We start from the raw sequence: 25,107 nt of genomic DNA on the forward strand, positions 1-25,107 counted from the left end.
CGCGGCGCCCCACGAGGGCGCTACCCCGTTTCACCACCTTCTGGAGTCTTCCCATGAGCAAAAAGCCCGTCCGCGTTGCCGTTACCGGTGCCGCCGGTCAAATCGGTTACGCCCTGTTGTTCCGTATCGCCTCCGGTGAAATGCTCGGCAAAGACCAGCCGGTCATTCTTCAGTTGCTCGAAATCCCCGACGAGAAGGCCCAGAAGGCGCTCAAGGGCGTGATGATGGAACTCGACGACTGCGCCTTCCCGCTGCTGGCCGGCATGGAAGCCCACGGCGACCCGATGACCGCCTTCAAGGACGCCGACTACGCACTGCTCGTCGGCTCGCGTCCCCGCGGCCCCGGCATGGAACGTGCCGAACTGCTGGCCGTCAACGGTGCCATCTTCACCGCGCAGGGCAAGGCACTGAACGCCGTCGCCAGCCGCAACGTCAAGGTGCTGGTGGTCGGCAACCCCGCCAACACCAACGCCTACATCGCCATGAAGAGCGCACCGGACCTGCCGCGCAAGAACTTCACCGCCATGCTGCGCCTGGACCACAACCGCGCTGCCAGCCAGATCGCCGCCAAGACCGGCAAGCCGGTGGCCGACATCGAAAAGCTCACCGTCTGGGGCAACCACTCGCCCACGATGTACGCCGACTACCGTTTCGCCACAATCAACGGCGAAAGCGTCGCCAAGATGATCAACGACCAGGAATGGAACGCGAACACCTTCCTGCCGACCGTCGGCAAGCGCGGCGCCGCCATCATCGAAGCCCGCGGCCTGTCGTCGGCCGCTTCGGCCGCCAACGCCGCCATCGACCACATGCGCGACTGGGCCCTGGGCACCAACGGCAAGTGGGTCACGATGGGCATCCCGTCGGACGGCCAGTACGGCATTCCGAATGACGTGATGTTCGGCTTCCCGGTCACCTGCGAAAACGGTGAGTACAAGCTGGTCGAAGGCCTCGAGATCGATGCATTCAGCCAGGAACGCATCAACAAGACGCTCGAAGAGCTCGAAGGCGAACGCGCCGGCGTCGCCCACCTGCTGTAAGCAACCCGCTCAGCATGCTCGACTGGAATCCCGCGCTCTACCGTCGCTACGAGGACGAGCGCACACGACCCGCGCAGGAGCTCCTCGCGCGGGTGCCGCTGACCGAAGCCGACCGCGTGGTCGACCTCGGTTGCGGGCCGGGCAATTCCACCGAGCTGCTGGTGCAGCGGTTCCCGAAGGCACAAGTCCTCGGAACCGACAACTCCGAAGCCATGCTGGTCAGCGCGCGCGAGCGGCTGCCGAAGGCGGGCTTCGAGTTGAGCGACATCGCGACCTGGGCGCCGCAGTCTCCGGAGCAAGCGCCCGACCTCATTTACGCCAACGCGTCCCTGCAATGGGTGCCCGATCACGAAAAGCTGATCCCGCGCCTGTTCGACGCGCTGGCCCCGGGTGGCGTGCTCGCCATCCAGATGCCCGACAACCGCCAGGAACCCACGCACCGCCTGATGCGCGCGCTGGCGGCCGAAGCGCCGTGGGCCGAGCCCATCGGCGATGCCGACAGGCTGCGCACCCTGCTGCTGCCGCTCGGCGGCTACTACGACCTGCTGGCGCCGCATGCCGCCAGCGTCGATGTCTGGCACACGATCTACCAGCACCGCATGGCCGATGCCGCCTCCATCGTCGAATGGGTGCGCAGCACCGGCCTGAAGCCTTTCGTCGACCGCCTGCCGGCTGACCTGCAGGCGAGCTACCTTGCCGAGTATCAGCGCCGCGTGGACGAGGCATACCCCGCCCGCGCCGACGGCAAGCGGCTGCTCGCCTTCCCGCGCATGTTCATCGTGGCGCAAAAGAGCAAGGCATGACCCACACAGTCCATCCCGCCGAAGTGCTGCTGGGTGCACAGGCCGGCGCCGTGACGCTGCCCGTGTGCGACCACTACAGCGGCGTTGAAGCGCGCATGAAGAAGAGCCTCGCGCTCCAGGCCGAGATGGCCGAGGAGTTCGGCGCCTGCGTGTTCGACGTCACGCTCGATTGCGAAGACGGCGCCCCCGTGGGCGGCGAAGCCGAGCATGCCGCGCTCGTCACCGAACTGGCGCTGGCCGCGAAACCCGGCATGCGCGTCGGCGTGCGCGTGCACCCCGTCGACCACCCCGCCTTTGCCGGCGACGTGATCACCATTGCAGGCCGTGCCGCCCAGCACCTGAGCCACCTGATGGTGCCGAAGGTCGAATCGGTGGCCGATGTGTTGCAGGCTGTTGCGGCGCTCGAGGCGGCGGATGCCGACGCATTGCCGCTGCATGTGCTGATCGAATCGCCGCTCGCCGTGCACAACGCCTTCGAGATTGCCGCCCATCCGCGCGTGCAGTCCCTGAGCTTCGGCCTCATGGATTTCGTCTCGGCGCATGCCGGCGCGATCCCCGCCGATGGCATGGGTGCGGCAGGGCAGTTCAGCCACCCGCTGGTGGTGCGCGCCAAGCTGGCCATCGCGTCGGCCGCACATGCCTATGGCAAGGTGCCGTCGCACTGCGTGGTCACCGAGTTCAACAACGCCGATGCCATGCGCACGGCGGCGCGCAAGGCGGCCGACGAATTCGGCTACACGCGCATGTGGAGCATCCACCCGAACCAGATCCGCCCCATCCTCGAGGCCTTTGCGCCGGACGAGGCGCAGATTCAGATCGCCTCACAAATCATTGCAAAAGCCGCGGCCGCGGATTGGGCTCCGACACAAATTGATGGCACATTGCACGACCGCGCGAGCTACCGCCACTTTTGGCAGGTCTTGATGCGTGCCCACGCAACAGGGCGCGCGTTGCCCCCCGAGGCGAAAGCCTGGTTTGCGCTCGCGGCCTCCTGAAACCACCCCTGAATCCAGCTCAAGGAAACCCACACATGAAGAAAATTGCCCTGATTGCCGCCGTCGCGCTGGCGCTGCCGTTCGCCGCACTGGCCCAGGATGCGGCCAAGCCCGCCGCCAAGACGACGGCCAAGAAGGCGCCGGCCAAGCACCAAGTCACCCGCCGCGCCGCCAAGGCCGTCGAGGAAGTCACGCCGGTCAACACCGATACCGACGTGACGCTCAACGACGCCGACCTGGCCGTGGCCCAGCGCGTGTCGACCGGCCGCGCCCAGTGCGAACTCGGTGCCGATGTGACCGTCACGCCCGACGAGAAGAAGCCCGGCTTCTTCACCGTGACCACCAAGGGCCTCAAGTACCGCATGCACCCGGTCGAAAGCCGCACCGGCGCCATCCGCCTCGAAGACCCGCGTGCCGGCGCCATGTGGCTGCAGCTCGGCAACAAGTCGATGCTGATGAACCAGAAGGCCGGCCTGCGCATCGCCGACGAATGCCAGACGCCCGCCCAGGTCGCGTTTGCAGAAGAAATGAAGAAGAACCCGCCGAAGAGCCTTTTCGAAGGCGCCGACCCGGCCAAGAAGTAAGTAACGAAACGGCGTGCGGCGCGGCTCTTGCTTGCTGCGTTGCACGCCCGCCAGCCCAGTTTCCGGAGAAAAAAAGATGTTGCAAGCCTACGTTGACCATGTTGCCGAACGCGCCGCGCTCGGTATCCCGCCGCTGCCCTTGAGCGCGAAGCAGACCTCTGAAGCGATCGAGCTCCTCAAGAGCGCGAACGCAAAAGACGGCGCCTTCCTGCTCGATCTGCTCACCCATCGTGTGCCTGCCGGCGTCGACGACGCGGCCAAGGTCAAGGCGAGCTATCTTGCGGCCGTGGCCCACGGCACCGAGAAGAGCGAGTTCCTGTCGCGCGCCCGCGCCACCGAACTGCTCGGCACCATGCTCGGCGGTTACAACATCAGCCCCATGATCGACCTGCTCGACGACGCCGAAGTCGGCGCCGTGGCGGCCGAAGGCCTGAAGAAAACCCTGTTGATGTTCGACCAGTTCCACGACGTCAAGGAAAAGGCCGACAAGGGCAACGTGCACGCCAAGGGTGTGCTGCAAAGCTGGGCCGACGCCGAGTGGTTCACGAGCCGTCCCGAAGTGCCCAAGAGCATCACCGTCAGCATCTTCAAGGTGGCTGGCGAAATCAACACCGACGACCTGTCGCCCGCCCCCGACGCGACGACCCGTCCCGACATTCCGATGCACGCCCTGGCGATGCACAAGAACGCGCGCCCCGGCATCGTGCCCGAGGAAGACGGCAAGCGCGGCCCGGTGAAGTTCATCGAAGACCTGCGCGCGCGCGGCCACCTCGTGGCCTACGCCGGCGACGTGGTCGGCACGGGTTCGTCGCGCAAGAGCGCCACCAACTCGGTGCTCTGGTTCACCGGCGAAGACATTCCCTTCGTGCCGAACAAGCGTTTCGGCGGCGTCTGCCTCGGCGGCAAGATCGCCCCCATCTTCTACAACACGATGGAAGACTCGGGCGCGCTGCCGATCGAACTCGACGTCACGCAGATGAACATGGGCGACGTGGTCGAGCTGCGTCCCTATGAAGGCAAGGCGCTGAAGGACGGCAAGGTCATCGCCGAATTCCAGGTCAAGAGCGACGTGCTGTTCGACGAAGTGCGCGCCGGCGGCCGCATTCCGCTGATCATCGGCCGCGGCCTGACGGCCATGGCGCGCGAGGCACTGGGCCTGCCCGTGTCGACGCTGTTCCGCTTGCCGACCAGCCCCGTCGACACCAAGAAGGGCTTCTCGCTCGCACAGAAGATGGTCGGCCGCGCCTGCGGCCTGCCCGAAGGCCAGGGCGTTCGCCCCGGCACGTACTGCGAACCCAAGATGACTTCGGTCGGCTCGCAGGACACCACCGGCCCGATGACCCGCGACGAGCTGAAGGACCTGGCTTGCCTGGGCTTCTCGGCCGACCTCGTCATGCAGTCGTTCTGCCACACGGCGGCGTACCCCAAGAAGGTCGACGTCAAGATGCACCACGAACTGCCCGAATTCATGGCCAACCGCGGCGGTGTTTCGCTGCGTCCGGGCGACGGCGTGATCCATTCCTGGCTCAACCGCCTGCTGACGCCCGACACCGTGGGCACGGGCGGCGACAGCCACACCCGCTTCCCCATCGGCATCAGCTTCCCGGCCGGCTCCGGCCTCGTGGCCTTCGCGGCTGCCACCGGCGTGATGCCGCTGGACATGCCCGAGTCGGTGCTCGTGCGCTTCAAGGGCAAGATGCAGCCCGGCGTCACGCTGCGCGACCTGGTCAACGCCATTCCGCTGTACGCCATCAAGGCGGGCCTGCTGACCGTGGCCAAGCAAGGCAAGAAGAACATCTTCTCGGGCCGCATCCTCGAAATCGAAGGCCTGCCCGACCTGAAGGTGGAGCAAGCCTTTGAGCTGAGCGACGCTTCGGCCGAACGCTCGGCCGCTGGTTGCACCGTGCACCTGAACAAGGAGCCGATCGCCGAGTACATCAACAGCAACATCACGCTGATGAAGTGGATGATTGCCGAAGGCTATACCGACGCGCGCACGCTGCAACGCCGCATCGCCGCGCAAGAGGCATGGCTGGCCGACCAGCAACTGCTCAAGGGCGACGCCGACGCCGAATACGCCGCGGTCATCGAGATCGACCTCGCCGAGATCCACGAGCCCATCGTGGCCTGCCCGAACGACCCCGACGACGTGAAGACGCTGAGCGACGTGGCCGGCGCCGCGATCGACGAAGTGTTCATCGGCTCGTGCATGACCAACATCGGCCACTTCCGCGCAGCGTCGAAGCTGCTCGAAGGCAAGCGCGACATTCCGGTCAAGCTCTGGATTGCGCCGCCCACCAAGATGGACGCACACCAGCTCACCGAAGAGGGCCACTACGGCGTGTTCGGCAATGCAGGTGCCCGCACCGAGATGCCGGGCTGCTCGCTGTGCATGGGCAACCAGGCGCAGGTGCGCGAAGGCGCCACGGTAATGTCGACCAGCACCCGCAACTTCCCGAACCGCCTGGGCAAGAACACCAACGTGTACCTGGGCTCGGCCGAACTGGCCGCCATCTGCTCGCGCCTGGGTCGCATCCCGACGCGCGAGGAATACATGGCTGCCACGGGCGTGCTCGATGCGTCCAGCGCGCAGATCTACCAGTACCTGAACTTCGACAAGATCGAGGACTACAAGGGCGTGGCGGATTCGGTCGCGGCCTGATCCTCTCTTCGGTCCGCTCTATGAAAAAGCCCCTTCGCCGGGGCTTTTTCATTGGCGGCGCGCAGGGTTCAGAGTGCAGGCGGGTTGGGGTTCAGGTATTCCTGGCCCGTGAGCACCATGGCCGCGCCGGCCGGGCCCCCGACGGCATGGGGCAGGGACGCCAACAGCGAACTGGCGAAGTCGCCGCGGTAGAGCTTGGCCCCCTGGTGCGTCAGGTTGGAGTTGGCGTCGATGTAGACCGACTCGCCCAGCCCTGACCACAGGCGGCAGAAGCCGTAGTCTTCCGAGAGATAGCGGCGGGTCACGGGGTCGACCATGACGTCGAAGAAGCGGTAGTGCAGGCCCAGGTCGGCCTCGCCGATGCTGTCGGGCACATAGCTGAGATCGGGGTAGCTCGCAATAAGCCGCTCGAACACCGAGCGCTTGATCACCATGAAGCCGGTCGGCGCTTCGGTCATCGCCATGAAGCCGTCGGGCTGGATCCTGAGTTCGACCTGCGCGCTGGTCTCGGAGGCCTTTGCGTTGACGGTGTAGCGCGTGAAGGTGGATTCGAACTGCTGCTGCGTGGTGCCAGCGGCCACGCCGCCCTCGGGCCAGTTTTCCCGCTTCAGGGGATAGACGCCAGCTGCAATGTCGTAGCCCGAGAGCAGCAGGCGGAAGGCTGCCTGCGCCGAGAAGCCGATGTCCGCGTCGATCCAGAACAGGTGTGTCCATTGCGGATTGGCGAGGAACTGGGCCACGCAGTTGTTCCGCGCGCGCGTCACCAGGCTCTCGCCCTGGTGCATCAGCACCTGCATCCGCATGCCGGCGCGCTCGGACTGGACAGTGAAGTTCAGCATCGACGCGACATAGTTCTGGAAGAACTTGCCGTCGTGGCTCGGTGTCATGACCACGGGGAAGAACTGCTGGAGTTCGGACGGGGCAAGCATGCAGGGTTCCGTGGGGCTCTATCGGGCGGGGCGCTGCATCAGCCCGAGCAGCAGGGTGTTGTAGACCTCGGTGGCCGCGGCGTTGCCGGGCAGATAACGGTCGATCAGGCTGCGCTGGCGCGCACGGTAGTCAGCTGCGTTGGCGTCGTGCGTGTCGATGGCTTCGAGCACGCGGGCACTGCCACTGGCTACGTCGTTGCCCTCGTAGTAGTAGCCGAGGTCCGCGCACAGGTGCGCGTTGTGAACCAGCGGATAGCCCTGCCAGCAGGTCTCGAGGTAGAAGTAGTTGAGCGGGTTCTCCCACTGGTGCGAGACCACGATGTCCGTGTTCTGCGCCAGGAAAACAGGCGTTTCGTGCCGCCCGAGGAACACCGCCTTGTGCTCGCGGACGAGGTCGAGCTGGTTCATCAGCGTGATGAATTCCATGTTCTCCCTGGCCAGGCGTTCGGCGTTGGTGACCTGCAGCAGTGCGATGGAGCCGGGCCGCGCGCGGTAGGCCAGTTCGGCGATCAGGACGGGGTAGAGGCAGAACTTCACCACATTGATGTTTGGCTCCATCACGCTCAGTCGGCGCGGCCCGGCGTGCGGCTGATAGATGCCGGCATCGGGCAGGGCGCGCGTGCGCTCGTCGAGAAACACAGGGCTCCAGACGAAGGGCACGGGGCGCGCTTCGGCCCGGCGCAGCACCTCGAAGTAGGGCTGGCTGATGTTTGCCACCTGCGGAACCATCCAGATGTCGTCGTAGCGCTGGTTCACGAACAGGTTCTGTCCCCAGAGCGGCTTGTTGAACAGCATCGACTCCATGGCGTGCACGTATTCGAAGCCGCAGCAGTAGGACACCAGCCGCGCGCCGCGGCGCTTCAGGTAGTCGGTCTGGGCCGGGTCGATCTGGCCGCCGAGCTCGATCAGCACGTCCACGTTGTCCTTGGCCGCCTCGAAGGCTACGGTGGGCCAGCGCGTCTGGTCCCAGGGCAGGGAAGGGGTGATGGAGATGGCCGTGGTGTTGACCAATACCACTGAGCTCACGCCGGGGCAGTGCTTCAGCGCTTCCGCCAGGAACACGGCGTTCTGCTTGATGCCGTTGTTCCAGAGGGTTTCGGCCTCGTGGTGGAGGCCGATGGTGATGCCGATGCGAAGCATGGAAGCGGGGGGCATTAAATTGTTTCGTAAATGTTAATTGCCTAGGGCCGGCCATTGAAGGCGCATTCACATATCGAATTCATCTGAATTTTCGTGATGAATTTCATATTTTTCCGGGTTGTCACCCTTGAATCTTGTGAAAAAGAGAACCGCGCAACGAGCGTTCAGAACGCAGCAGTAAGAGCGACGATGGGCGAAGTTCCTGCCTGTTGGCATTCTAGAAGTTGCTCTTCTGGCCGTAGTCCTCCGACAACTACCGCCTCGGGGAAAAGTAACTCTTCTCCGAGTTTTGTGAACTAAATCATCAGGATTAATTTTCCTGGCTCCGGGGATTACTCCTAAATGTAAACAAGTCCGTACATTCCAGCATTCCTGCAATCAAGGCGACCCACGTGTGCCTTCAGCGATGGAACCTGGAGCAGGCGCATCGCACTTTTGGTCGATCTCAACCTGTCCGTTTCTCACCGCGAGCCGAGTCAAAGCAAATGAACAAGTCTTATAGAAGCATCTGGAACGAATCCCTAGGTGCATGGGTTGCCGCATCTGAAATCACCAAGGCCCGCGGAAAACTCGGAAGCAGTCGCACGCAGGGGAGGCTTGGCGGGCTGAAACTGACCGCGGTAGCGGCAGTCTTGGCTGCTGGATTGCAGGTCCCATCGGGAAGCGTGTATGCAAGCACATACGCTCCCGACGGCAACAACTGTGTCTCAACAGGTACTACAGCGCAGCTTGGTCAGGTAACGCCGTCCAACACCAATGCCTTTCCCGTGGATGGAAGCGGAACTTGGTCGAACGTGCTGGGTTGCAACGCCAGTGGCAACGGCAAGAGCGGGGTGTCGGTGTTCGGTAGCTTTGCTCAGGGGACTGGGGACGGGGCGGCAGCCTTCGGCTTCTTATCGCTGGCCGGCCAATGGGGAAGCGCTTTTGGGCTGTCCAGTACCGCGACCGGCACAGGCAGCACCGCTCTGGGCTTTGGCGCGAGAGCTCAGAGCCTCAATTCGGTCGCGATCGGCGGAGCGGGCGGCAATGGAACTACCGCACTGTCGCCGGCAAACTCCACGACCGCTTCTGCGGCGGGCGCAATTGCCATCGGCAGCAATGCGACCAAGGGCGCTCAGGCTGCGGCAACGGATGCCATCGCGATGGGCGGGGAGTCGTCGGTAGCCACCGGGGCGACATCCGGCATTGCCATCGGCCGCGGTGCGACGGTCAACGGCGCTTCCGGCATCGCCCAGGGCGATGCATCGAAAGCGCTGGGTGCAGGTGACATCGCGATCGGGCCGAACTCAGTCGCAAACGGTGCCGGACTTTCAGCCGCCGCAATAGGCTTCTCGGCGAATGCAACGGGCAGCGATGCATTCGCATTGGGCAACAACGCTCAAGCGACAGCGAACTTTGCCTTGGCATTCGGTAACTTTGCCAACGCCACGGCAAGCAATGCAATGGCGATGGGTAACAGTGCCAAGGCATCGAACTTCGGCGCCACCGCTGTCGGCAATTTTGCGAATGCAGCAGGAATCAACGCCACGGCGCTCGGCGGGGGTGGAACATCCGGCAGTTCTGTCGGTGCGAACGCCAAGGGCGACGGTTCTGTCGCTATCGGCGGCAACACCACCGCAGGCGCCAATGCCGTGGCGACCAATGGTATTGCCATTGGCGGCCAATCCATCGTTGGGGCTGCGGCCACTTCGGGCATCGCCATCGGTACGGGCGCCAACTCCAGCGTGGCCGGATCGGTCGCGCTGGGCTCGAACGCCGCAACCACCGCCGCGGCGTCGGGCTCAACCGGCGGCACCAGCACCATTACCAGCGCCACGATCGGCACTACCACTTTTGGCACGTTCGCGGGCGGCAATTCCGCTGCAGGTGTGGTGAGCGTCGGCGCCGCGGGCTCCGAGCGCCGGATCCAAAATGTTGCGGCGGGCCTGGTTGGCGCCAGCAGCACGGACGCGATCAACGGCAGCCAACTGTTCTCTGTCGCTAGCACCTTGAGTTCGGGTTTGAGCACGACGAACAGCAGTGTGAGCAGTTTGTCGACTTCGACGTCGACGGGTCTGAGCACCGCAACCAGCGGCATCACCAGCCTGTCTTCTGGCCTGAGTACCACCAACAGCAATGTGGCGAGCCTGTCGACTTCAACCTCGACCGGTCTGAGCACCGCGACGAGCGGCATTACGAGCTTGTCGAGTGGCCTGAGCACGACGAACAGCAACGTCGCCAGCCTGTCGACTTCGACTTCTACAGGACTGAGCACCGCGACGAGCGGCATCACCAGCCTGTCGAGTGGCCTGAGCACAACGAACAGCAACGTGGCAAGCCTGTCGACCTCGACCTCCACAGGCCTGAGCACGGCAACGAGCGGCATCACGAGTCTGTCGAGTGGGCTGAGCACGACGAACAGCAATGTGGCCAGCCTGTCGACCTCGACCTCCACGGGTCTGAGCACCGCGACGAGCGGTATCACCAGCCTGTCTTCTGGCCTGAGCACCACCAATAGCAACGTCGCCAGCTTGTCGACTTCGACTTCCACAGGCCTGAGCACCGCGACCAGCGGTATCACCAGCCTGTCCTCTGGTCTGAGCACCACCAATAGCAACGTCACCAGCTTGTCGACTTCGACTTCCACAGGCCTGAGCACCGCAACCAGCGGTATCACGAGTTTGTCGAGTGGGCTGAGTACGACGAACAGCAACGTGGCGAGCCTGTCCACCTCGACTTCCACAGGCCTGAGCACCGCGACCAGCGGCATCAGCAGCCTTTCGACGGGTCTCAGCACGACCAACAGCAATGTGAGCAGCCTGTCGACTTCGACCTCGACGGGTCTGAGCACTGCAACCAGCGGCATCACGAGTTTGTCGAGCGGGCTGAGCACGACGAACAGCAATGTGGCCAGCCTGTCGACCTCGACCTCCACGGGTCTGAGCACGGCGACGAGCAGCATCGGCAGCTTGTCCACGTCGACCTCGACGGGTTTGAGCACTGCGACCAGCGGCATCACCAGCCTGTCTAGCGGCCTGAGCACGACCAACAGCAACGTGGCGAGCCTGTCGACTTCCACCTCGACCGGTCTAAGCACCGCTACGAGTGGCATCACCAGTCTGTCGAGCGGTCTGAGCACGACGAACAGCAATGTGGCGAGCCTGTCGACCTCGACCTCCACGGGGCTGAGCACTGCAACGAGTGGAATCGGCAGCCTTTCGACCGGCCTCAGCACGACCAACAGTAACCTCAGCACCCTGAGTTCGTCGGTCAGCTCGATCTACAACACGGGGACGAAGTACTTCCACGCCAACAGCACCGGCGCGGACAGCCAAGCCAACGGGCTCGATAGCGTGGCCATCGGCCAGAACGCGATCGCCACCGGCGACAACAGCGTGGCGCTGGGCTCGAACTCCCTGGCCAACCGCACCGCGTCAGAGCTCGCCAGCTACGACGCTTTCGGGCTGGTCGGCAAGCAAAGCGCATCTGGCGAACTGAACATCGGCAACCGAGTGATTACGGGCGTGGCACCAGGCAGCCTGGACACGGATGCGCCCAACATCGGCCAGTTGAAGGCCGTCACGGCATCGCTGTCGACCGGCATCAGCACAGCGACAAGTGGTTTCGGTAGCCTGTCCACGGGGTTGAGCACAACCAATTCCTCGTTGGCGAGCCTATCGACGTCGACGTCGACCGGCCTGAGCACTGCTACGAGCAGCATCGACAGTCTGTCCACGTCGACCTCGACAGGGCTGAGCACGGCGACCAGCGGTATCAGCAGCCTGTCGAGCGGCTTGAGCACCACCAACAGCAACGTGACTAGCCTGTCGACGTCTACCTCGACGGGCCTGAGCACGGCAACCAGCGGCATCACCAGTCTGTCGAGCGGTCTGAGCACGACGAACAGCAACGTGGCCAGCTTGTCTACGTCTACGTCGACCGGTCTGAGCACTGCCACGAGCAGCATCGACAGCCTGTCCACCTCGACCTCGACTGGGCTGAGCACTGCTACAAGCGGCATCAGCAGCATGTCCACCGGCTTGAGCACGACCAACAGCAGCGTGGCCAGACTCTCGACCTCGACGTCGACCGGTCTGAGCACCGCCACGAGTGGTATCACCAGCCTGTCGAGCGGTTTGAGCACGACGAACAGCAACGTCGCCAGCCTGTCGACCTCGACCTCCACCGGTCTGAGCACTGCTACCAGCAGCATCGACAGCTTGTCCACGTCGACTTCAACGGGTCTGAGCACCGCTACGAGCGGCATCAGCAGCCTTTCGACGGGCCTCAGCACGACCAACAGCAGCGTGAGCAGCCTGTCGACCTCCACATCGACAGGGCTGAGTACTGCGACGAGCGGTATCACCAGTCTGTCCTCGGGGCTGAGCACGACGAACAGCAACGTTGCTAGCCTGTCGACTTCAACCTCGACTGGCCTGAGCACAGCTACAAGCGGCATCAGCAGCCTGTCTTCTGGACTGAGCACTACCAACAGCAATGTGGCGAGCCTGTCGACCTCCACCTCCACCGGCCTGAGCACGGCCACGAGCAGCATCGACAGCTTGTCCACGTCGACTTCGACCGGCCTGAGCACCGCAACGAGCGGTATCAGCAGCCTGTCCACCGGCCTGAGCACGACGAACAGCAATGTCGCCAGCCTGTCCACGTCGACCTCGACCGGTCTGAGCACGACCAACAGCAATGTGAGCAGTCTGTCGACTTCGACCTCGACGGGTCTGAGTACTGCAACCAGCGGCATCACCAGCCTGTCGAGCGGCTTGAGCACTACCAACAGCAACGTCGCCAGCTTGTCGACGTCCACTTCGACTGGCCTGAGCACTGCTACAAGCGGCATCAGCAGCTTGTCCACCGGCTTGAGCACGACGAACAGCAACGTCGACAGCCTCTCGACCTCCACTTCGACCGGTCTGAGCACCGCAACCAGCGGCATCGGCAGCCTGTCTTCTGGACTGAGCACTACCAACAGCAATGTGGCGAGCTTGTCGACCTCGACGTCTACCGGTCTGAGTACTGCTACCAGCAGCATCGACAGCTTGTCCACGTCGACTTCGAGCGGCTTGAGCACGACCAACAGCAGCGTCGCCAGCTTGTCGACCTCGACTTCGACTGGTCTGAGCACTGCTACAAGCGGCATCAGCAGCCTTTCCACCGGCCTGAGCACGACCAACAGCAGCGTGGCCAGTCTGTCGACCTCGACCTCGACGGGCCTGAGCACCGCAACGAGCGGCATCAACAGCTTGTCCACCGGCTTGAGCACGGCGACCAGCGGTATTACCAGCCTGTCCACCGGCCTGAGCACGACGAATAGCAACGTTGCCAGCCTGTCGACCTCAACGTCCACCGGTCTGAGCACGGCCACGAGCAGCATCGACAGCTTGTCCACGTCGACTTCGACCGGCTTGAGCACCGCGACGAGTGGCATCAGCAGCCTTTCGACGGGCCTCAGCACGACCAACAGCAGCGTCGCCAGCTTGTCGACCTCGACTTCGACTGGCCTGAGCACAGCTACAAGCGGCATCAGCAGCTTGTCCACCGGCTTGAGCACGACGAATAGCAACGTTGCCAGCCTGTCGACCTCGACCTCCACCGGTCTGAGCACGGCCACGAGCAGCATCGACAGCTTGTCCACCTCGACCTCGACGGGTCTGAGCACCGCAACCAGCGGTATCAGCAGCCTGTCCACCGGCTTGAGCACGACGAACAGCAACGTGGCTAGCCTGTCCACCTCGACCTCGAGCGGCTTGAGCACGACGAACAGCAACGTCGCCAGCCTGTCGACCTCGACCTCCACCGGTCTGAGCACGGCCACGAGCAGCATCGACAGCTTGTCCACGTCGACTTCGACGGGCTTGAGCACTGCCACCAGTGGCATCAGCAGCCTCTCCACCGGCTTGAGCACGACAAACAGCAGCGTGGCTAGCTTGTCGACCTCGACGTCGACCGGTCTGAGCACAGCGACGAGCAGCATCGACAGTTTGTCCACGTCGACCTCGACGGGTCTGAGCACCGCGACGAGCGGCATCAGCAGCCTTTCGACGGGCCTCAGCACGACCAACAGCAATGTGAGCAGCCTGTCGACTTCGACCTCGACGGGTCTGAGCACGGCGACCAGCGGTATCACCAGCCTGTCCACGGGCCTGAGCACGACGAACAGCAACGTCGCCAGCTTGTCGACCTCGACGTCGACTGGCCTGAGCACGGCCACAAGCAGCATCGACAGCTTGTCCACCTCGACCTCCACCGGCTTGAGCACGGCGACCAGTGGCATCAGCAGCCTGTCGACCGGCCTCAGCACGACCAACAGCAATGTGAGCAGCCTGTCGACCTCGACCTCTACGGGTCTGAGCACGGCCACCAGCGGCATCAGCAGTCTGTCCACTGGCTTGAGCACGACAAACAGTAACGTCGCCAGCCTCTCGACCTCCACTTCGACCGGTCTGAGCACCGCCACGAGCAGCATCGACAGTCTGTCCACGTCGACCTCGACTGGCCTGAGCACGGCTACAAGCGGCATCAGCAGTCTGTCCACCGGCCTGAGCACGACAAACAGCAACGTAACCAGTCTGTCGACCTCCACTTCGACCGGTCTGAGCACTGCTACCAGCGGCGTCAGCAGCCTTTCGACGGGACTCAGCACGACAAACAGCAACGTGAGCAGCCTGTCGACTTCCACTTCGACCGGCTTGAGCACAGCAACAAGCGGCATCAGCAGCCTGTCCAGCGGTCTGAGCACCGCGACCAGCAGCATCGGCAGCTTGTCGACCGGCCTTGCCAATTCGGTCCAGTACGACGACGCAAGCCACTCCAGGGTCACGCTGGGAGGCGTGGGTGCAACCTCGCCGGTCATCCTCACGAACGTCGCCGCGGGTGTGAATCCCACCGATGCAGTGAACTTCGGTCAGCTGACGTCGCTGTCGACCTCGCTTGGTGGCGGTATCAGCAGCCTGTCGACCAGCCTGAGCACGACAAACAGCAACGTGGCCAGCCTGTCGACCTCGACCTCCACAGGCCTGAGCACGGCCACAAGCAGCATCGACAGCTTGTCCACGTCGACTTCGACCGGCCTGAGCACCGCGACCAGCGGCATCAGCAGCCTGTCGACCGGCTTGAGCACGACGAACAGCAACGTTGCCAGCTTGTCGACTTCGACGTCCACCGGGCTGAGCACGGCGACCAGCAGCATCGACAGCTTGTCCACGTCAACCTCGACCGGCCTGAGCACCGCGACCAGCGGCATCAGCAGCCTGTCCACCGGCTTGAGCACGACGAATAGCAACGTTGCCAGCCTGTCGACCTCGACCTCCACCGGGCTGAGCACGGCCACGAGCAGCATCGACAGCCTGTCCACGTCGACCTCGACGGGTCTGAGCACCGCTACGAGCAGCATCAGCAGCCTGTCGACGGGCCTGAGCACGACCACGAGCAGCATCGGCAGCTTGTCCACGGGTCTGAGCACGACGAACAGCAACGTGACCAGCCTGTCGACCTCGACCTCCACAGGCCTGAGCACCGCGACCAGCAGCATCGGCAGCCTGTCCACCGGCCTGAGCACGGTGTCGAGCACGGTCGACAGCCTGTCCACGGGCTTGAGCACCACGACGAGCGGCATCGGCAGCCTGTCGACGGGCTTGAGCACGACGAACAGCAGCGTGGCCAGCCTGTCGACCTCGACTTCGACGGGCCTGAGCACGGCGACGAGCAGCATCGGCAGCCTGTCCACCGGCCTGAGCACGACGAACAGCAGCGTGGCAAGCCTGTCGACTTCGACCTCGTCGGGCCTGAGCACCGCGACCAGCGGCATCGCCAGTCTGTCGACCGGTGTCGGCAGCCTGTCGACCAGCCTGAGCACGACCAACGTCAACGTCAACAGCCTGAGCACGTCGGTCAACAACATCTACAACACCGGCACCAAGTACTTCCACGCCAACTCGACGGCGGCGGATGCCCAGGCCTCGGGCCAGGAAGCTGTGGCGATCGGCCCGCAATCGGTGGCCAGCGGCGCCAACTCGTTTGCAGCCGGCAACGGCGCCCGGGCAACGGCCGACGGCGCGGTGGCGGTGGGCTTCGGCGCCCAGGCCACGGGTGCGAACGCGATCGCCATCGGTACCGGGGCGCTGGCCACGGGCTCGCAGGCCATCGGCGTGAACTCCCGCGCAGGCGGCGGTGGCGTGGCGCTGGGCGACAACGCCGACGCAGGCGGTACGGCGCTGAGCCAGGCGCAGAACATCTCCAAGGGCACGGCCATCGGCTTCGGCGCCATCGTGCAGCAAAGCGGCGGCGTGGCGCTGGGCTCGGGCTCGGTGGCCTCCACCGGGGCGGGTGTGGCCGGCTACGTGCCGGGCAGCGCGACGGCGCAGCAGGAGTCGGCCAGCAGGGCAACCACCAGCACGCAGGCCGCGATGTCGGTGGGCGATGCGGCCTCCGGCCAGTACCGCCAAATCACCGGTGTGGCGGCAGGTACGGCCGACAGCGACGCCGCCAACGTGGCGCAATTGAGGGCCACGGCCAATGCGGTTGCGGCCGGTGGCGTGCAGTACGCGACCAACCCGGACGGCTCGGTCAACTACAACCAGGTCACGCTGGGCAACGGGCAGGCACCGGGCGGCACGCGCATCAGCAACGTGGCGCCGGGCGTGCTGCCGACGGACGCCGTGAACCTGAACCAGCTGAACCAGGTGAAGGGACAGGTCGGCGACGTGGCGCGCATCGCCTACTCGGGCACGGCCATGGCCTTCGCGATGTCGGGCACGTACCTGCCGACGCTGTACCCCGGCGAAAAGACCGTGGGCGTGGGTCTCGGCAGCTACAAGGGCTACAGCGCCGTGGCGCTGACCTTCAAGGCGCTGTCCGACGACGGCAAGATGTCCTGGGGCGCGGGCCTGACGACCACGGGCAAGGAGTGGGGCATCAACGCCGGCATCGGTTGGAAGTGGAAGTAAGCAAGCCACTGAATCGCCCTTGACCGGGCGGCTCCCGCGCTGATGGTGCGGGAGCCGTTTTTTTTTGGTACACACTTCGCCCCCATGCGCATTGGTATTTCAGTCCTCACCCACGCGGGGCAGAACATCTGGGAAAACGGAATGGGGCAGAACGTCCTGTTTCTCGCCCGGCTGCTGCAACGCATCGAGTTCGTCGAATCCGTGACCCTGGTCGACGCCGGCGACCAGCCGGGCATGCCGCCCCAGGTCGACCTGGCCGCCATGGGCCTGGCCTTCGGGCGGGCACGCGACCTGACCGATGCGCTGGACGTGGTCATCGAGATGGCCGGCGCGCTCGACGTGCAATGGCTCTCCTATTTCCGCGCTTGCGGCGGCCGCGTGGTGTTCCATTGCGTGGGCCAGCCCTTCGCGGCGCTGGCCGAGCCGATCGTGTTTACCGACAAGGGGCACTTCAGCAAGCCCGACCGCTGCGACGAGGTGTGGCTTCTGCCCAAGGACGCGGTGTTCGCCCCGATGATGCGCACCATGCACCGCTGCCCGGTGTTCGAGGTGCCGTATCTCTGGTCGCCGCAGTTCCTGGCCCAGCGCGTCGCGGAAGTCGAGGCCGCGGGCCACCGTTTCGGCTACGCGCCGCGCACGGCCGAGCAGCCGGGGTTTCGGGTGGCGATCTTCGAGCCCAACATCTCGGTGGTGAAGTCCAGCAGCGTGCCCATGCTGATCTGCGACGGGGCCTATCGCGCCGACCCGGCCGCCGTGGCCTCGATGCAGGTGCTCAACACCCTGCACGTCAAGGACCACCCGACGATGCTGTACCTGGCGAACTCGCTCGACATCGTGCGCCAGCACAAGGCGATCTTCCACGGCCGGCACGACTTCGCAGGCTTCATGGTGCAGTTTGCCGACGCGGTGGTTTCGCACCAGTGGCAGAACGACCAGAACTACAGCTACCTCGATGCGCTCTACGGCAACTACCCGCTGGTGCACAACTCGCCCTGGCTGCGCGATGCCGGCTACTACTACCCCGACTTCGACATCGCCGCCGGCGCGGCGCAACTGCTGCAGGCGGTGCGCAGCCACGACAGGCAACTGGACGACTACCGCGCGCGCTCCCTGCGGGTCTTCGAGACGCTCGATCCGCTCCACCGGGCGAACGTCGACGGCTATGCGCAGCGCCTGCTGAACCTGGTGGGCGGCAATACCGCATTCCGTGCCGACGGCGTGAGGAGCGCCGCATGAGCGAGGCGCAGAAAAAGACCGCCATGCCGGCCAAGCTGAAGGTCGGCGTTTCCATCTTCATCCGCAAGGGCGAGCAGAGCCTGTGGGAGAACGGCGTCTACCAGAACTGCCTGTTCCTCGTGATGCTGCTGCTGCGTTCGCCGCGCGTGGAAAGCGCCGTGCTGGTGGCCGGCGGCGGCGACGGCGGTCCTGCGGATGCAACCAATTTCCTGGCCGACTCGCCGGTGCCCATCATCGACATGGCCACGGCTGCACAGGAGCTCGATCTCATGATCGAGATGAGCGCCCAGCTGGCCATGTCGTGGTCCGTGGCGTTTCGCGAACGCGGCGGCAAGATCGTCTCGATGCGCGTGGGCAACGACTACGTGATCGACATCGAGCGGATGATTTTCGACAAGCCGCACGGCCTGCTGGTCTCAGGCGCGCCGTACGACGAGGTCTGGACGATCCCCGAGTACGAGGTGTCGTGCAAGCCCTACTTCGAGAGCACCTTCCGCGCGCCGGTGCGGCTGATGCCCCATCTCTGGAGCCCGATGGTGCTGGAGCGCGCCATGGCCCGCGCGCCGCAAAGCCCACCGTTTGCCTACGAACCCGGCCGCAAGCAGTGGCGCGTGGCCATCTTCGAGCCCAACATCTGCATGGTGAAGACGAGCTTCATCCCGATGCTCGGCTGCGAAGCGGCGCACCGCGCGCAGCCGCGGCTGATCGAGAAGATGTGGGTCTACAACAGCTTCCATCTGAAGGACAAGCCGCTGTTCATCGGCTTTGCGCAAAGCCTGGACATCGTGCAGCACGGGCTGGCCACCTTCGAGGGCCGCTTCCCGGTCTACCAGGTGATGCCGGGCAAGATCGACGCCGTGTTCGCGCACCACTGGGAGAACGCGCAGAACTACCTCTACTACGAGGCCCTGTACGGCGGCTATCCGCTGATCCACAACTCGCACCTTATCGGCGACTGCGGCTACCGCTATCACGGCTTCGACTGCGAGGAGGGCGGTCGCGCCCTGCAGCGTGCCTTTGCCGAACACGACGCCGACCTGCCGGCCTACCTCGAACGTGCGCGCCGCTTCATCGCGACGCTCGACCCCGAGGGCGAGGACAACGTGCGCACCTACACCGCCGCCATCGAGAACCTTTACGCATGAGGACCGGGATGAAGCCGAACCGACGATTCCCCCGCCTGCTGCTTGCCGCCCTGTCGTGGGGCGCTGCCGGTGTTGCACTCGCGCAGGGCGTGCTGGTGCCCCAGGCGCCACCGGCGGCGCCGCAGGACACGCTCACCCGCGCGGCAACCAGCGTGGGCATCAAGCGCTGCCTGCCCGCCATCACGCGGCTTTCCACGCTCACCGTGCAGGGCAGCCGCAGCCACGACGTGCTGCTCGACTGGGACCGCAAGCGCCCCGATGCCGGGCCGATGTTCTCGCTGATCGGCATGGAGTTTCCGAACGCCGGCGTGGCCGCGTCGATCACCGCCATTCCCGACGACAGCGGCGCCTGCACCGTGTCGGCCGAGCGCATCTCGGTCGCGCCCTTCACCTGCGCGAGCGTCGGCCAGCAAGAGCTGGCGAGCTACAAGATGACGCGGCTGCTGCCCAACTACGCGGTCTACACCGACGAGAAGGAGCCCACCTCGGCGGTCTCGCTGATCGATTCGCCGCCGGGCTGCCTGATCATCCGGCGCTACGTTGAATACGGCTGGCGGGACCCGGCCGCAGCTACTGGCGCAGCCCCGGCCGGTGCCGCGGGCCAGCCTCCGAAGAAGCGCTGAGCCAGCGGTCCCCGGTTTTCAAGCCGTCGCCTGCGCCGCCAATGCCGTCAGCGCAGCAGCGGTCTGCTCATCGGCCGGGAAGAACGATTCCACCGCCAGTTCCTGCAGCGTGACGTCCACCGGCGTGCCGAAGATGGTGGTGGTGCTGATGAAGCTCAGCACCCCGTTCGGCGTGACGAACTGGATCGGCACCGCAATGGCCGACAGTGCCGTGTCGACTGCGGGCAGGTCGTGGCTGACCGCGGGTGGAGGGTAGGCCTCCAGTTCGTCGTGCAATTCCTGCAGCACCGCGTCGCCGGTGGCGGCGATCTGCTGCTGCAGCCGTTCGAGCAGATGGGTTCGCCATTGGGCGAGATTGGCAATGCGCGGAGCCACGCCGTCGGGATGCAGGCTCAGCCGCATCACGTTGATGGGCGCCTGCATCAACTCGGGCGCGGCGCCTTCCATCAGCATCGGCACCAGCGCGTTGTGCGCCACCAGGTTCCAGTGGCGGTCCACGGCCAGCGCGGGAAAGGGCTCGTGCCCCTTCAGCACCAGGTCGACAGCGCGGCGCGCGGCGGCCATCGCCGGATCGTCGAGCGAGCGCTGCCGGTACATCGGCGCAAAGCCCGCGGCCACCAGCAGCGCATTGCGTTCCCGCAGCGGCACCTCGAGACGCTCGGCCAGGCGCAGCACCATCTCGCGGCTGGGCGCGGCGCGGCCGGTTTCCACGTAGCTCAGGTGCCGGGTCGAGACCTCGGCCTCCTGCGCCAGGTCGAGCTGGCTCAGGCGGCGGTGGGTGCGCCAGTGCCGCAGGTGGGCGCCGAACGGGTCGCGCGCGCCGGGCTGGCTGGCCTTGGACAGGTGGGAGCGGGTGGTGTTCATGGGGCTGCATTCTGGCGCGCCGGCGGCGCGGCGCCATGACCTCCCAGGTCATCGACGCGATCCACGCCGGCCGGAATCATGGACTCCAACGCGGCAGGACTGGCTTGCGGCGTAAACCACCCAAGGAGATTCACATGTCCGTCTTCGCATCCCCCCGTTTCCTGCCCAACGTGATGTGGGCCGATGCTGCTTCCTGCGCCGCGACGGGCGCGCTGCAAGTGGCGTTCACCGGCGCACTGGCCAGGTTGACCGGCCTGCCGGCGCCGCTGCTCGCGGGTACGGGCGTTTTTCTGCTGGCCTATGCGGCTGCCGCTGCTTTCATGGCCAGCCGCAGCACGCCGCCGCGTACCCTCATCGGCCTGGTCGTCGCCGGCAACTTCGGCTGGGCCGCGGCCTGCATCGCGCTGCTGGTGAGCGGCGTCTTCCCGGTCACTGCGCTGGGCATGGCCTGGGTGCTGGCGCAGGTGGCTTGCGTGGTCGTGCTGGCCGAGCTGCAATGGACCGGGCTGCGCCGCACCCGTGGCGGTGCCCGCGTGGTTTCCAGCCTGGAGCCGGCTGGCCGCTGGTGAGATCGCGGAATGCCGGCGACACCCCCCGTCCCCGGCATTTTTCGCCATGAGGAACATGGCCCGGCAAGGCGTCGGCAGGGAAGACCGACTACAGCCGTTGACATCGAACCCTGATATCTTTGAGAGGCTTCCACGAACAAACAGGAGTTCCCCCATGGCCAAAGCGCCGGCGCATGCCTTTGCGTCCACCCTCAAGACCTTCAAGACCGCATCGGGCAAGTCCGGCAAATACTGGTCCCTGAAGGAGCTGGCCAAGCAGTACCCGACCATCGACCGCCTGCCGGTTTCCATCCGTATCGTGCTCGAATCGGTGCTGCGCAACTGCGACGGGCAGAAGGTCTCGGCCAAGCATGTCGAAGAGCTGGCCCACTGGGCGCCGAACGCCGAGCGCACCGACGAGATTCCTTTCGTCGTCACCCGCGTGGTGCTGCAGGACTTCACCGGGGTGCCGCTGCTGGCCGACCTGGCCGCCATGCGCAGCGTGGCCGCCAAGCTGGGCAAGTCGCCCAAGACCATCGAGCCGCTGGTGCCCGTCGACCTGGTGGTCGACCACTCGGTCATGGTCGACTACTACGGCACGCCCAAGGCGCTCGACCTGAACATGAAGCTGGAGTTCCAGCGCAACAACGAGCGCTACCAGTTCATGAAGTGGGGCATGCAGGCCTTCGACACCTTCCGCGTCGTGCCGCCGGGCTTCGGCATCGTGCACCAGGTGAACCTCGAGTACTTTGCGCGCGGCGTCTACACAAGCCCGAACGACAAGGCCGACGTGCCCGTCTACTACCCCGATTCGCTGGTCGGCACCGACAGCCACACGACCATGATCAACGGCGTGGGCGTGGTCGGCTGGGGCGTGGGCGGCATCGAGGCCGAGGCGGCCATGCTGGGCCAGCCGGTCTACATGCTCACGCCCGACGTGGTGGGCTTCGAGCTCACCGGCAAGCTGCGCGAGGGCGTCACGGCGACCGACCTCGTGCTGTACGTCACGTCCATCCTGCGGGCCGAGAAGGTCGTGGGCAAGTTCGTCGAATTCTTCGGCCCCGGCGCCGCATCGATCGCCGTGCCCGACCGCGCGACCATCGGCAACATGGCGCCTGAATACGGCGCGACCATGGGCTTCTTCCCGGTCGACGACATGACCGTGGCGTATTTCGAAGGCACAGGCCGCACCAAGGAGGAGGTCGAGCGCTTCGCCGCCTACTACAAGGCGCAGGGCCTGTACGGCATGCCCAACCCGGGCGACATCGACTACACGAAAATCGTCAGACTCGACCTCGGCACCGTGTCGCCGAGCCTGGCCGGTCCGAAGCGCCCGCAGGACCGCATCGACCTTGGCCACTTGGCCACCAAGTTCTCCGAGCTCTACAGCAAGCCCAACGACGCCAACGGCTTCAACCAGCCGGCCGACAAGCTCAAGCTGCGCTATCCGCTGAGCGTGAACGGCGTGCGCGAGGACGACGAAGCCGCGGCGCCGCCGCCCGGTGCGCCGCGCGACGTGGTCGAGATGGTGGCCAACCGCTCGACCCATGCCGCGGCACACACCAGCGCCACCGCACCGCCGGCGGCCAAGGGCGATGTCACCATCGGCAACGGCGACGTGCTGATCGCGGCCATCACCTCGTGCACCAACACCTCGAACCCGAGCGTGATGCTGGCCGCCGGCCTGCTCGCGAAGAAGGCGGTGGAGGCGGGGCTCACGGTCAAGCCGCACGTCAAGACCTCTCTGGCACCCGGCTCGCGCATCGTCACCGAATACCTCGAGAAGGCCGGCCTGTTGCCGTACCTCGAGAAGCTCGGCTTCTACCTCGCAGGCTACGGCTGCACCACCTGCATCGGCAACGCCGGCGACCTGACGCCCGAGATCAACGAGGCGATCACGAAGAACGACCTGATCGGCGCGGCCGTGCTGTCGGGCAACCGCAACTTCGAGGCGCGCATCCATCCGAACCTGAAGGCCAACTTCCTCGCCTCGCCGCCGCTGGTGGTGGCCTTCGCCATCGCCGGCAACGTGATGACCGACCTGATGACCGAGCCCGTGGGCAAGGGCCGGAACGGCAAGGACGTGTACCTGGGCGACATCTGGCCGACGCCGAAGGAAATCGACGAGAACCTGCGCTACGCGATGAATGCGAAATCGTTCCGCGAGAACTACGACAAGGTCAAGACCGACCCGGGCAAGTTCTGGAGCAGCATCGAGGGCACCAACGGCCAGGTGTACGACTGGCCGAAGTCGACCTACATCGCCGAGCCGCCGTTCTTCGAGGGCTTCAGGATGACGCCGCACGCGTCGGACGCGGGCTTCAAGGGCGCGCGCGTCATGGCGCTGTTCGGCGACTCGATCACCACCGACCACATCTCGCCGGCCGGCTCCATCAAGGAAAGCTCGCCCGCGGGCATCTGGCTCAAGGCGCATGGCGTGGCCAAGGCCGACTTCAACAGCTACGGTTCGCGCCGCGGCAACCACGACGTGATGATGCGCGGCACCTTCGCCAACGTGCGCATCAAGAACCTGATGATTCCGCCGGACGCCAACGGCACGCAGGAAGAGGGCGGCGTCACGCTGTTCCAGCCCGGCAACGAGAAGATGTTCATCTACGACGCCGCCATGAAGTACATGGCGCAGGGCGTGCCGACGGTGGTGTTCGGCGGCGAGGAATACGGCACCGGGTCCTCGCGCGACTGGGCGGCCAAGGGCACGCAGCTGCTGGGCATCAAGGCCGTGGTGGCGCGCAGCTTCGAGCGCATCCACCGCGCCAACCTGGTCGGCATGGGCGTGCTGCCGCTGCAGTTCCGCGGCGCCGATTCGTGGCAGACGCTGGGCCTCACCGGCGACGAGAAGATCGACGTGGTGATCGGCAGCGAGCTGAAGCCGCAGATGGACGTGAAGCTGGTCGTGCACCGCGCCGACGACACGCACCAGGAGGTGACGGTGCGCCTGCGCATCGACACGCCGATCGAGGTCGACTACTACAAGCACGGCGGCATCCTGCCCTTCGTGCTGCGGCAGCTGCTGGAATAAACCGGGGCTTGTTTTCCTGAGAGGCCTTTCTTCTTCCATGCTCCGCATCGGCCTCATTTCCGACACCCACGGGCTCCTGCGGCCCGAGGCCGTCGCTTTTTTGAGAGGCAGCGACTTCATCGTGCATGGCGGCGACATCGGCAACGCCGGCATCCTCGAAGCGCTCGCGGCCATCGCGCCGCTGACGGCCGTGCGCGGCAACAACGACCGCGAGCCCTGGGCCGAGGCGATCGCTGAAATCGAGCTGCTGGAGTTCGGCGATGTGCAGCTCTATGCCATCCACGACCTCGCGCAGCTCGGCATCGACCCGCCCTTGGCCGGCGTGCGCGTGGTCGTCTCGGGCCATTCGCACCAGCCGAAGATCGCGGAGCGCGGCGGCGTGCTGTACGTCAACCCGGGCAGCGCCGGCCCGCGCCGGTTCAAGCTGCCCATCGCCGTGGCCGAACTGCTGATCGACGGCAATGCCGTCACCGCACGCGTCGTCGAACTGGCCGTTTGAGCCCCGCACGGGCGGCCGAACCAAGCGAAAACCCCCCGATTTGCCGGGCTTCCATGCTTT

16 protein-coding genes and 3 pseudogenes are annotated in these 25,107 nt (G+C 65.4%); 14 read left to right on the forward strand and 5 right to left on the reverse strand.

Going from position 1 to position 25,107, the window contains the following annotated elements; all coding sequences use genetic code 11:
* Window positions 1-53 precede the first annotated feature (53 nt).
* The 5 genes from ACEOAB_RS06620 to ACEOAB_RS06640 all read left to right on the forward strand — a co-directional run bounded on the left by ACEOAB_RS06620 (window position 54) and on the right by ACEOAB_RS06640 (window position 6,084).
* Entirely contained in the window at window positions 54-1,040 is a 987-nt protein-coding gene (locus tag ACEOAB_RS06620) for a malate dehydrogenase (protein WP_413748288.1), read from the forward strand.
* Window positions 1,041-1,054: 14 nt separating this feature from the next.
* Entirely contained in the window at window positions 1,055-1,843 is a 789-nt protein-coding gene (gene tam, locus ACEOAB_RS06625; protein ID WP_413748287.1) for a trans-aconitate 2-methyltransferase, read from the forward strand.
* Window positions 1,840-2,838, forward strand: coding sequence for an HpcH/HpaI aldolase/citrate lyase family protein (locus ACEOAB_RS06630; RefSeq protein ID WP_413748286.1), 999 nt, complete (start codon window positions 1,840-1,842; stop codon window positions 2,836-2,838). Before tam ends, ACEOAB_RS06630 begins: the two co-directional genes overlap by 4 nt.
* Before the next feature lie 35 nt (window positions 2,839-2,873).
* A complete protein-coding gene (locus ACEOAB_RS06635; RefSeq protein WP_056586807.1) occupies window positions 2,874-3,422 on the forward strand; it encodes a hypothetical protein in 549 nt (182 codons plus the stop codon).
* Window positions 3,423-3,498: 76 nt separating this feature from the next.
* Window positions 3,499-6,084, forward strand: coding sequence for a bifunctional aconitate hydratase 2/2-methylisocitrate dehydratase (locus ACEOAB_RS06640; RefSeq protein ID WP_495653553.1), 2,586 nt, complete (start codon window positions 3,499-3,501; stop codon window positions 6,082-6,084).
* A gap of 68 nt (window positions 6,085-6,152) precedes the next feature.
* Here the strand turns inward: ACEOAB_RS06640 and ACEOAB_RS06645 are convergent, their stop codons facing one another.
* Both ACEOAB_RS06645 and ACEOAB_RS06650 read right to left on the reverse strand, forming a co-directional pair.
* Window positions 6,153-7,013, reverse strand: coding sequence for a hypothetical protein (locus ACEOAB_RS06645; protein ID WP_413748284.1), 861 nt, complete (start codon window positions 7,011-7,013; stop codon window positions 6,153-6,155).
* Between the two features lie 18 nt (window positions 7,014-7,031).
* Window positions 7,032-8,168, reverse strand: a complete 1,137-nt coding sequence (locus tag ACEOAB_RS06650; protein ID WP_413748283.1) for a DUF2827 domain-containing protein — start codon at window positions 8,166-8,168, stop codon at window positions 7,032-7,034.
* A gap of 470 nt (window positions 8,169-8,638) precedes the next feature.
* Here ACEOAB_RS06650 and ACEOAB_RS06655 point away from each other — a divergent pair.
* Together ACEOAB_RS06655 and ACEOAB_RS06660 are read left to right on the forward strand one after the other, a co-directional pair.
* Window positions 8,639-8,770 (forward strand): annotated as a pseudogene (locus ACEOAB_RS06655) (ESPR domain-containing protein); the annotation flags it as partial.
* Between the two features lie 1,014 nt (window positions 8,771-9,784).
* A pseudogene (locus ACEOAB_RS06660) lies at window positions 9,785-16,090 on the forward strand (beta strand repeat-containing protein); the annotation flags it as partial.
* Here the strand turns inward: ACEOAB_RS06660 and ACEOAB_RS06665 are convergent.
* Both ACEOAB_RS06665 and ACEOAB_RS06670 read right to left on the reverse strand, forming a co-directional pair.
* Window positions 16,048-16,464 carry a hypothetical protein gene (locus ACEOAB_RS06665; RefSeq protein ID WP_478178568.1) on the reverse strand — a complete coding sequence of 139 codons (417 nt, stop codon included), beginning with the start codon at window positions 16,462-16,464 and terminating at the stop codon, window positions 16,048-16,050. The pseudogene ACEOAB_RS06660 and the gene ACEOAB_RS06665 sit on opposite strands and share 43 nt — an antisense overlap.
* An 18-nt stretch (window positions 16,465-16,482) precedes the next feature.
* Window positions 16,483-16,656: a hypothetical protein gene (locus tag ACEOAB_RS06670; RefSeq protein WP_495653554.1), complete on the reverse strand. Its 174-nt coding sequence runs from the start codon at window positions 16,654-16,656 to the stop codon at window positions 16,483-16,485.
* Here ACEOAB_RS06670 and ACEOAB_RS06675 point away from each other — a divergent pair.
* The 4 genes and pseudogenes from ACEOAB_RS06675 to ACEOAB_RS06690 form a co-directional block, all read left to right on the forward strand.
* Window positions 16,601-17,092: pseudogene (locus ACEOAB_RS06675) on the forward strand (YadA-like family protein); the annotation flags it as partial. The gene ACEOAB_RS06670 and the pseudogene ACEOAB_RS06675 overlap by 56 nt on opposite strands.
* An 84-nt stretch (window positions 17,093-17,176) precedes the next feature.
* Window positions 17,177-18,328, forward strand: coding sequence for a DUF2827 family protein (locus tag ACEOAB_RS06680; protein WP_413748282.1), 1,152 nt, complete (start codon window positions 17,177-17,179; stop codon window positions 18,326-18,328).
* A complete protein-coding gene (locus tag ACEOAB_RS06685) occupies window positions 18,325-19,473 on the forward strand; it encodes a DUF2827 domain-containing protein (RefSeq protein ID WP_413748281.1) in 1,149 nt (382 codons plus the stop codon). The genes ACEOAB_RS06680 and ACEOAB_RS06685 overlap by 4 nt, the downstream gene beginning before the upstream one ends.
* An 8-nt stretch (window positions 19,474-19,481) precedes the next feature.
* A complete protein-coding gene (locus ACEOAB_RS06690; protein WP_413748280.1) occupies window positions 19,482-20,096 on the forward strand; it encodes a hypothetical protein in 615 nt (204 codons plus the stop codon).
* Window positions 20,097-20,114: 18 nt separating this feature from the next.
* On the opposite strand, the gene ACEOAB_RS06695 is transcribed toward ACEOAB_RS06690, so the two are convergent.
* Window positions 20,115-20,960: a helix-turn-helix domain-containing protein gene (locus tag ACEOAB_RS06695; protein ID WP_056586842.1), complete on the reverse strand. Its 846-nt coding sequence runs from the start codon at window positions 20,958-20,960 to the stop codon at window positions 20,115-20,117.
* A gap of 134 nt (window positions 20,961-21,094) precedes the next feature.
* Here ACEOAB_RS06695 and ACEOAB_RS06700 point away from each other — a divergent pair, with 134 nt between their 5' ends.
* The 3 genes from ACEOAB_RS06700 (at window position 21,095) to ACEOAB_RS06710 (ending at window position 25,047) form a co-directional block, all read left to right on the forward strand.
* Complete coding sequence (locus ACEOAB_RS06700; protein ID WP_413748279.1) at window positions 21,095-21,529, forward strand: hypothetical protein; 435 nt, start codon at window positions 21,095-21,097, stop codon at window positions 21,527-21,529.
* A gap of 154 nt (window positions 21,530-21,683) precedes the next feature.
* Window positions 21,684-24,548: an aconitate hydratase gene (locus ACEOAB_RS06705; RefSeq protein ID WP_413748278.1), complete on the forward strand. Its 2,865-nt coding sequence runs from the start codon at window positions 21,684-21,686 to the stop codon at window positions 24,546-24,548.
* A 37-nt stretch (window positions 24,549-24,585) separates the two neighbouring features.
* Complete coding sequence (locus ACEOAB_RS06710; protein ID WP_413748277.1) at window positions 24,586-25,047, forward strand: metallophosphoesterase family protein; 462 nt, start codon at window positions 24,586-24,588, stop codon at window positions 25,045-25,047.
* Window positions 25,048-25,107: the final 60 nt, after the last annotated feature.

This window comes from Variovorax sp. Varisp53 (assembly GCF_059491555.1).

What these genes read in the sequence shown, in the direction of transcription:
- ACEOAB_RS06700 (WP_413748279.1), top strand. Translation starts at nt 21,095, where the DNA reads ATGTCCGTCTTCGCATCCCCCCGTTTCCTGCCCAACGTGATGTGGGCC.
- ACEOAB_RS06635 (WP_056586807.1), top strand. Translation starts at nt 2,874, where the DNA reads ATGAAGAAAATTGCCCTGATTGCCGCCGTCGCGCTGGCGCTGCCGTTC.
- ACEOAB_RS06690 (WP_413748280.1), top strand. Translation starts at nt 19,482, where the DNA reads ATGAAGCCGAACCGACGATTCCCCCGCCTGCTGCTTGCCGCCCTGTCG.
- ACEOAB_RS06685 (WP_413748281.1), top strand. Translation starts at nt 18,325, where the DNA reads ATGAGCGAGGCGCAGAAAAAGACCGCCATGCCGGCCAAGCTGAAGGTC.
- ACEOAB_RS06620 (WP_413748288.1), top strand. Translation starts at nt 54, where the DNA reads ATGAGCAAAAAGCCCGTCCGCGTTGCCGTTACCGGTGCCGCCGGTCAA.
- ACEOAB_RS06630 (WP_413748286.1), top strand. Translation starts at nt 1,840, where the DNA reads ATGACCCACACAGTCCATCCCGCCGAAGTGCTGCTGGGTGCACAGGCC.
- ACEOAB_RS06640 (WP_495653553.1), top strand. Translation starts at nt 3,499, where the DNA reads ATGTTGCAAGCCTACGTTGACCATGTTGCCGAACGCGCCGCGCTCGGT.
- ACEOAB_RS06680 (WP_413748282.1), top strand. Translation starts at nt 17,177, where the DNA reads ATGCGCATTGGTATTTCAGTCCTCACCCACGCGGGGCAGAACATCTGG.
- ACEOAB_RS06705 (WP_413748278.1), top strand. Translation starts at nt 21,684, where the DNA reads ATGGCCAAAGCGCCGGCGCATGCCTTTGCGTCCACCCTCAAGACCTTC.
- tam (WP_413748287.1), top strand. Translation starts at nt 1,055, where the DNA reads ATGCTCGACTGGAATCCCGCGCTCTACCGTCGCTACGAGGACGAGCGC.
- ACEOAB_RS06695 (WP_056586842.1), bottom strand. Translation starts at nt 20,960, where the DNA reads ATGAACACCACCCGCTCCCACCTGTCCAAGGCCAGCCAGCCCGGCGCG.
- ACEOAB_RS06650 (WP_413748283.1), bottom strand. Translation starts at nt 8,168, where the DNA reads ATGCCCCCCGCTTCCATGCTTCGCATCGGCATCACCATCGGCCTCCAC.
- ACEOAB_RS06710 (WP_413748277.1), top strand. Translation starts at nt 24,586, where the DNA reads ATGCTCCGCATCGGCCTCATTTCCGACACCCACGGGCTCCTGCGGCCC.
- ACEOAB_RS06645 (WP_413748284.1), bottom strand. Translation starts at nt 7,013, where the DNA reads ATGCTTGCCCCGTCCGAACTCCAGCAGTTCTTCCCCGTGGTCATGACA.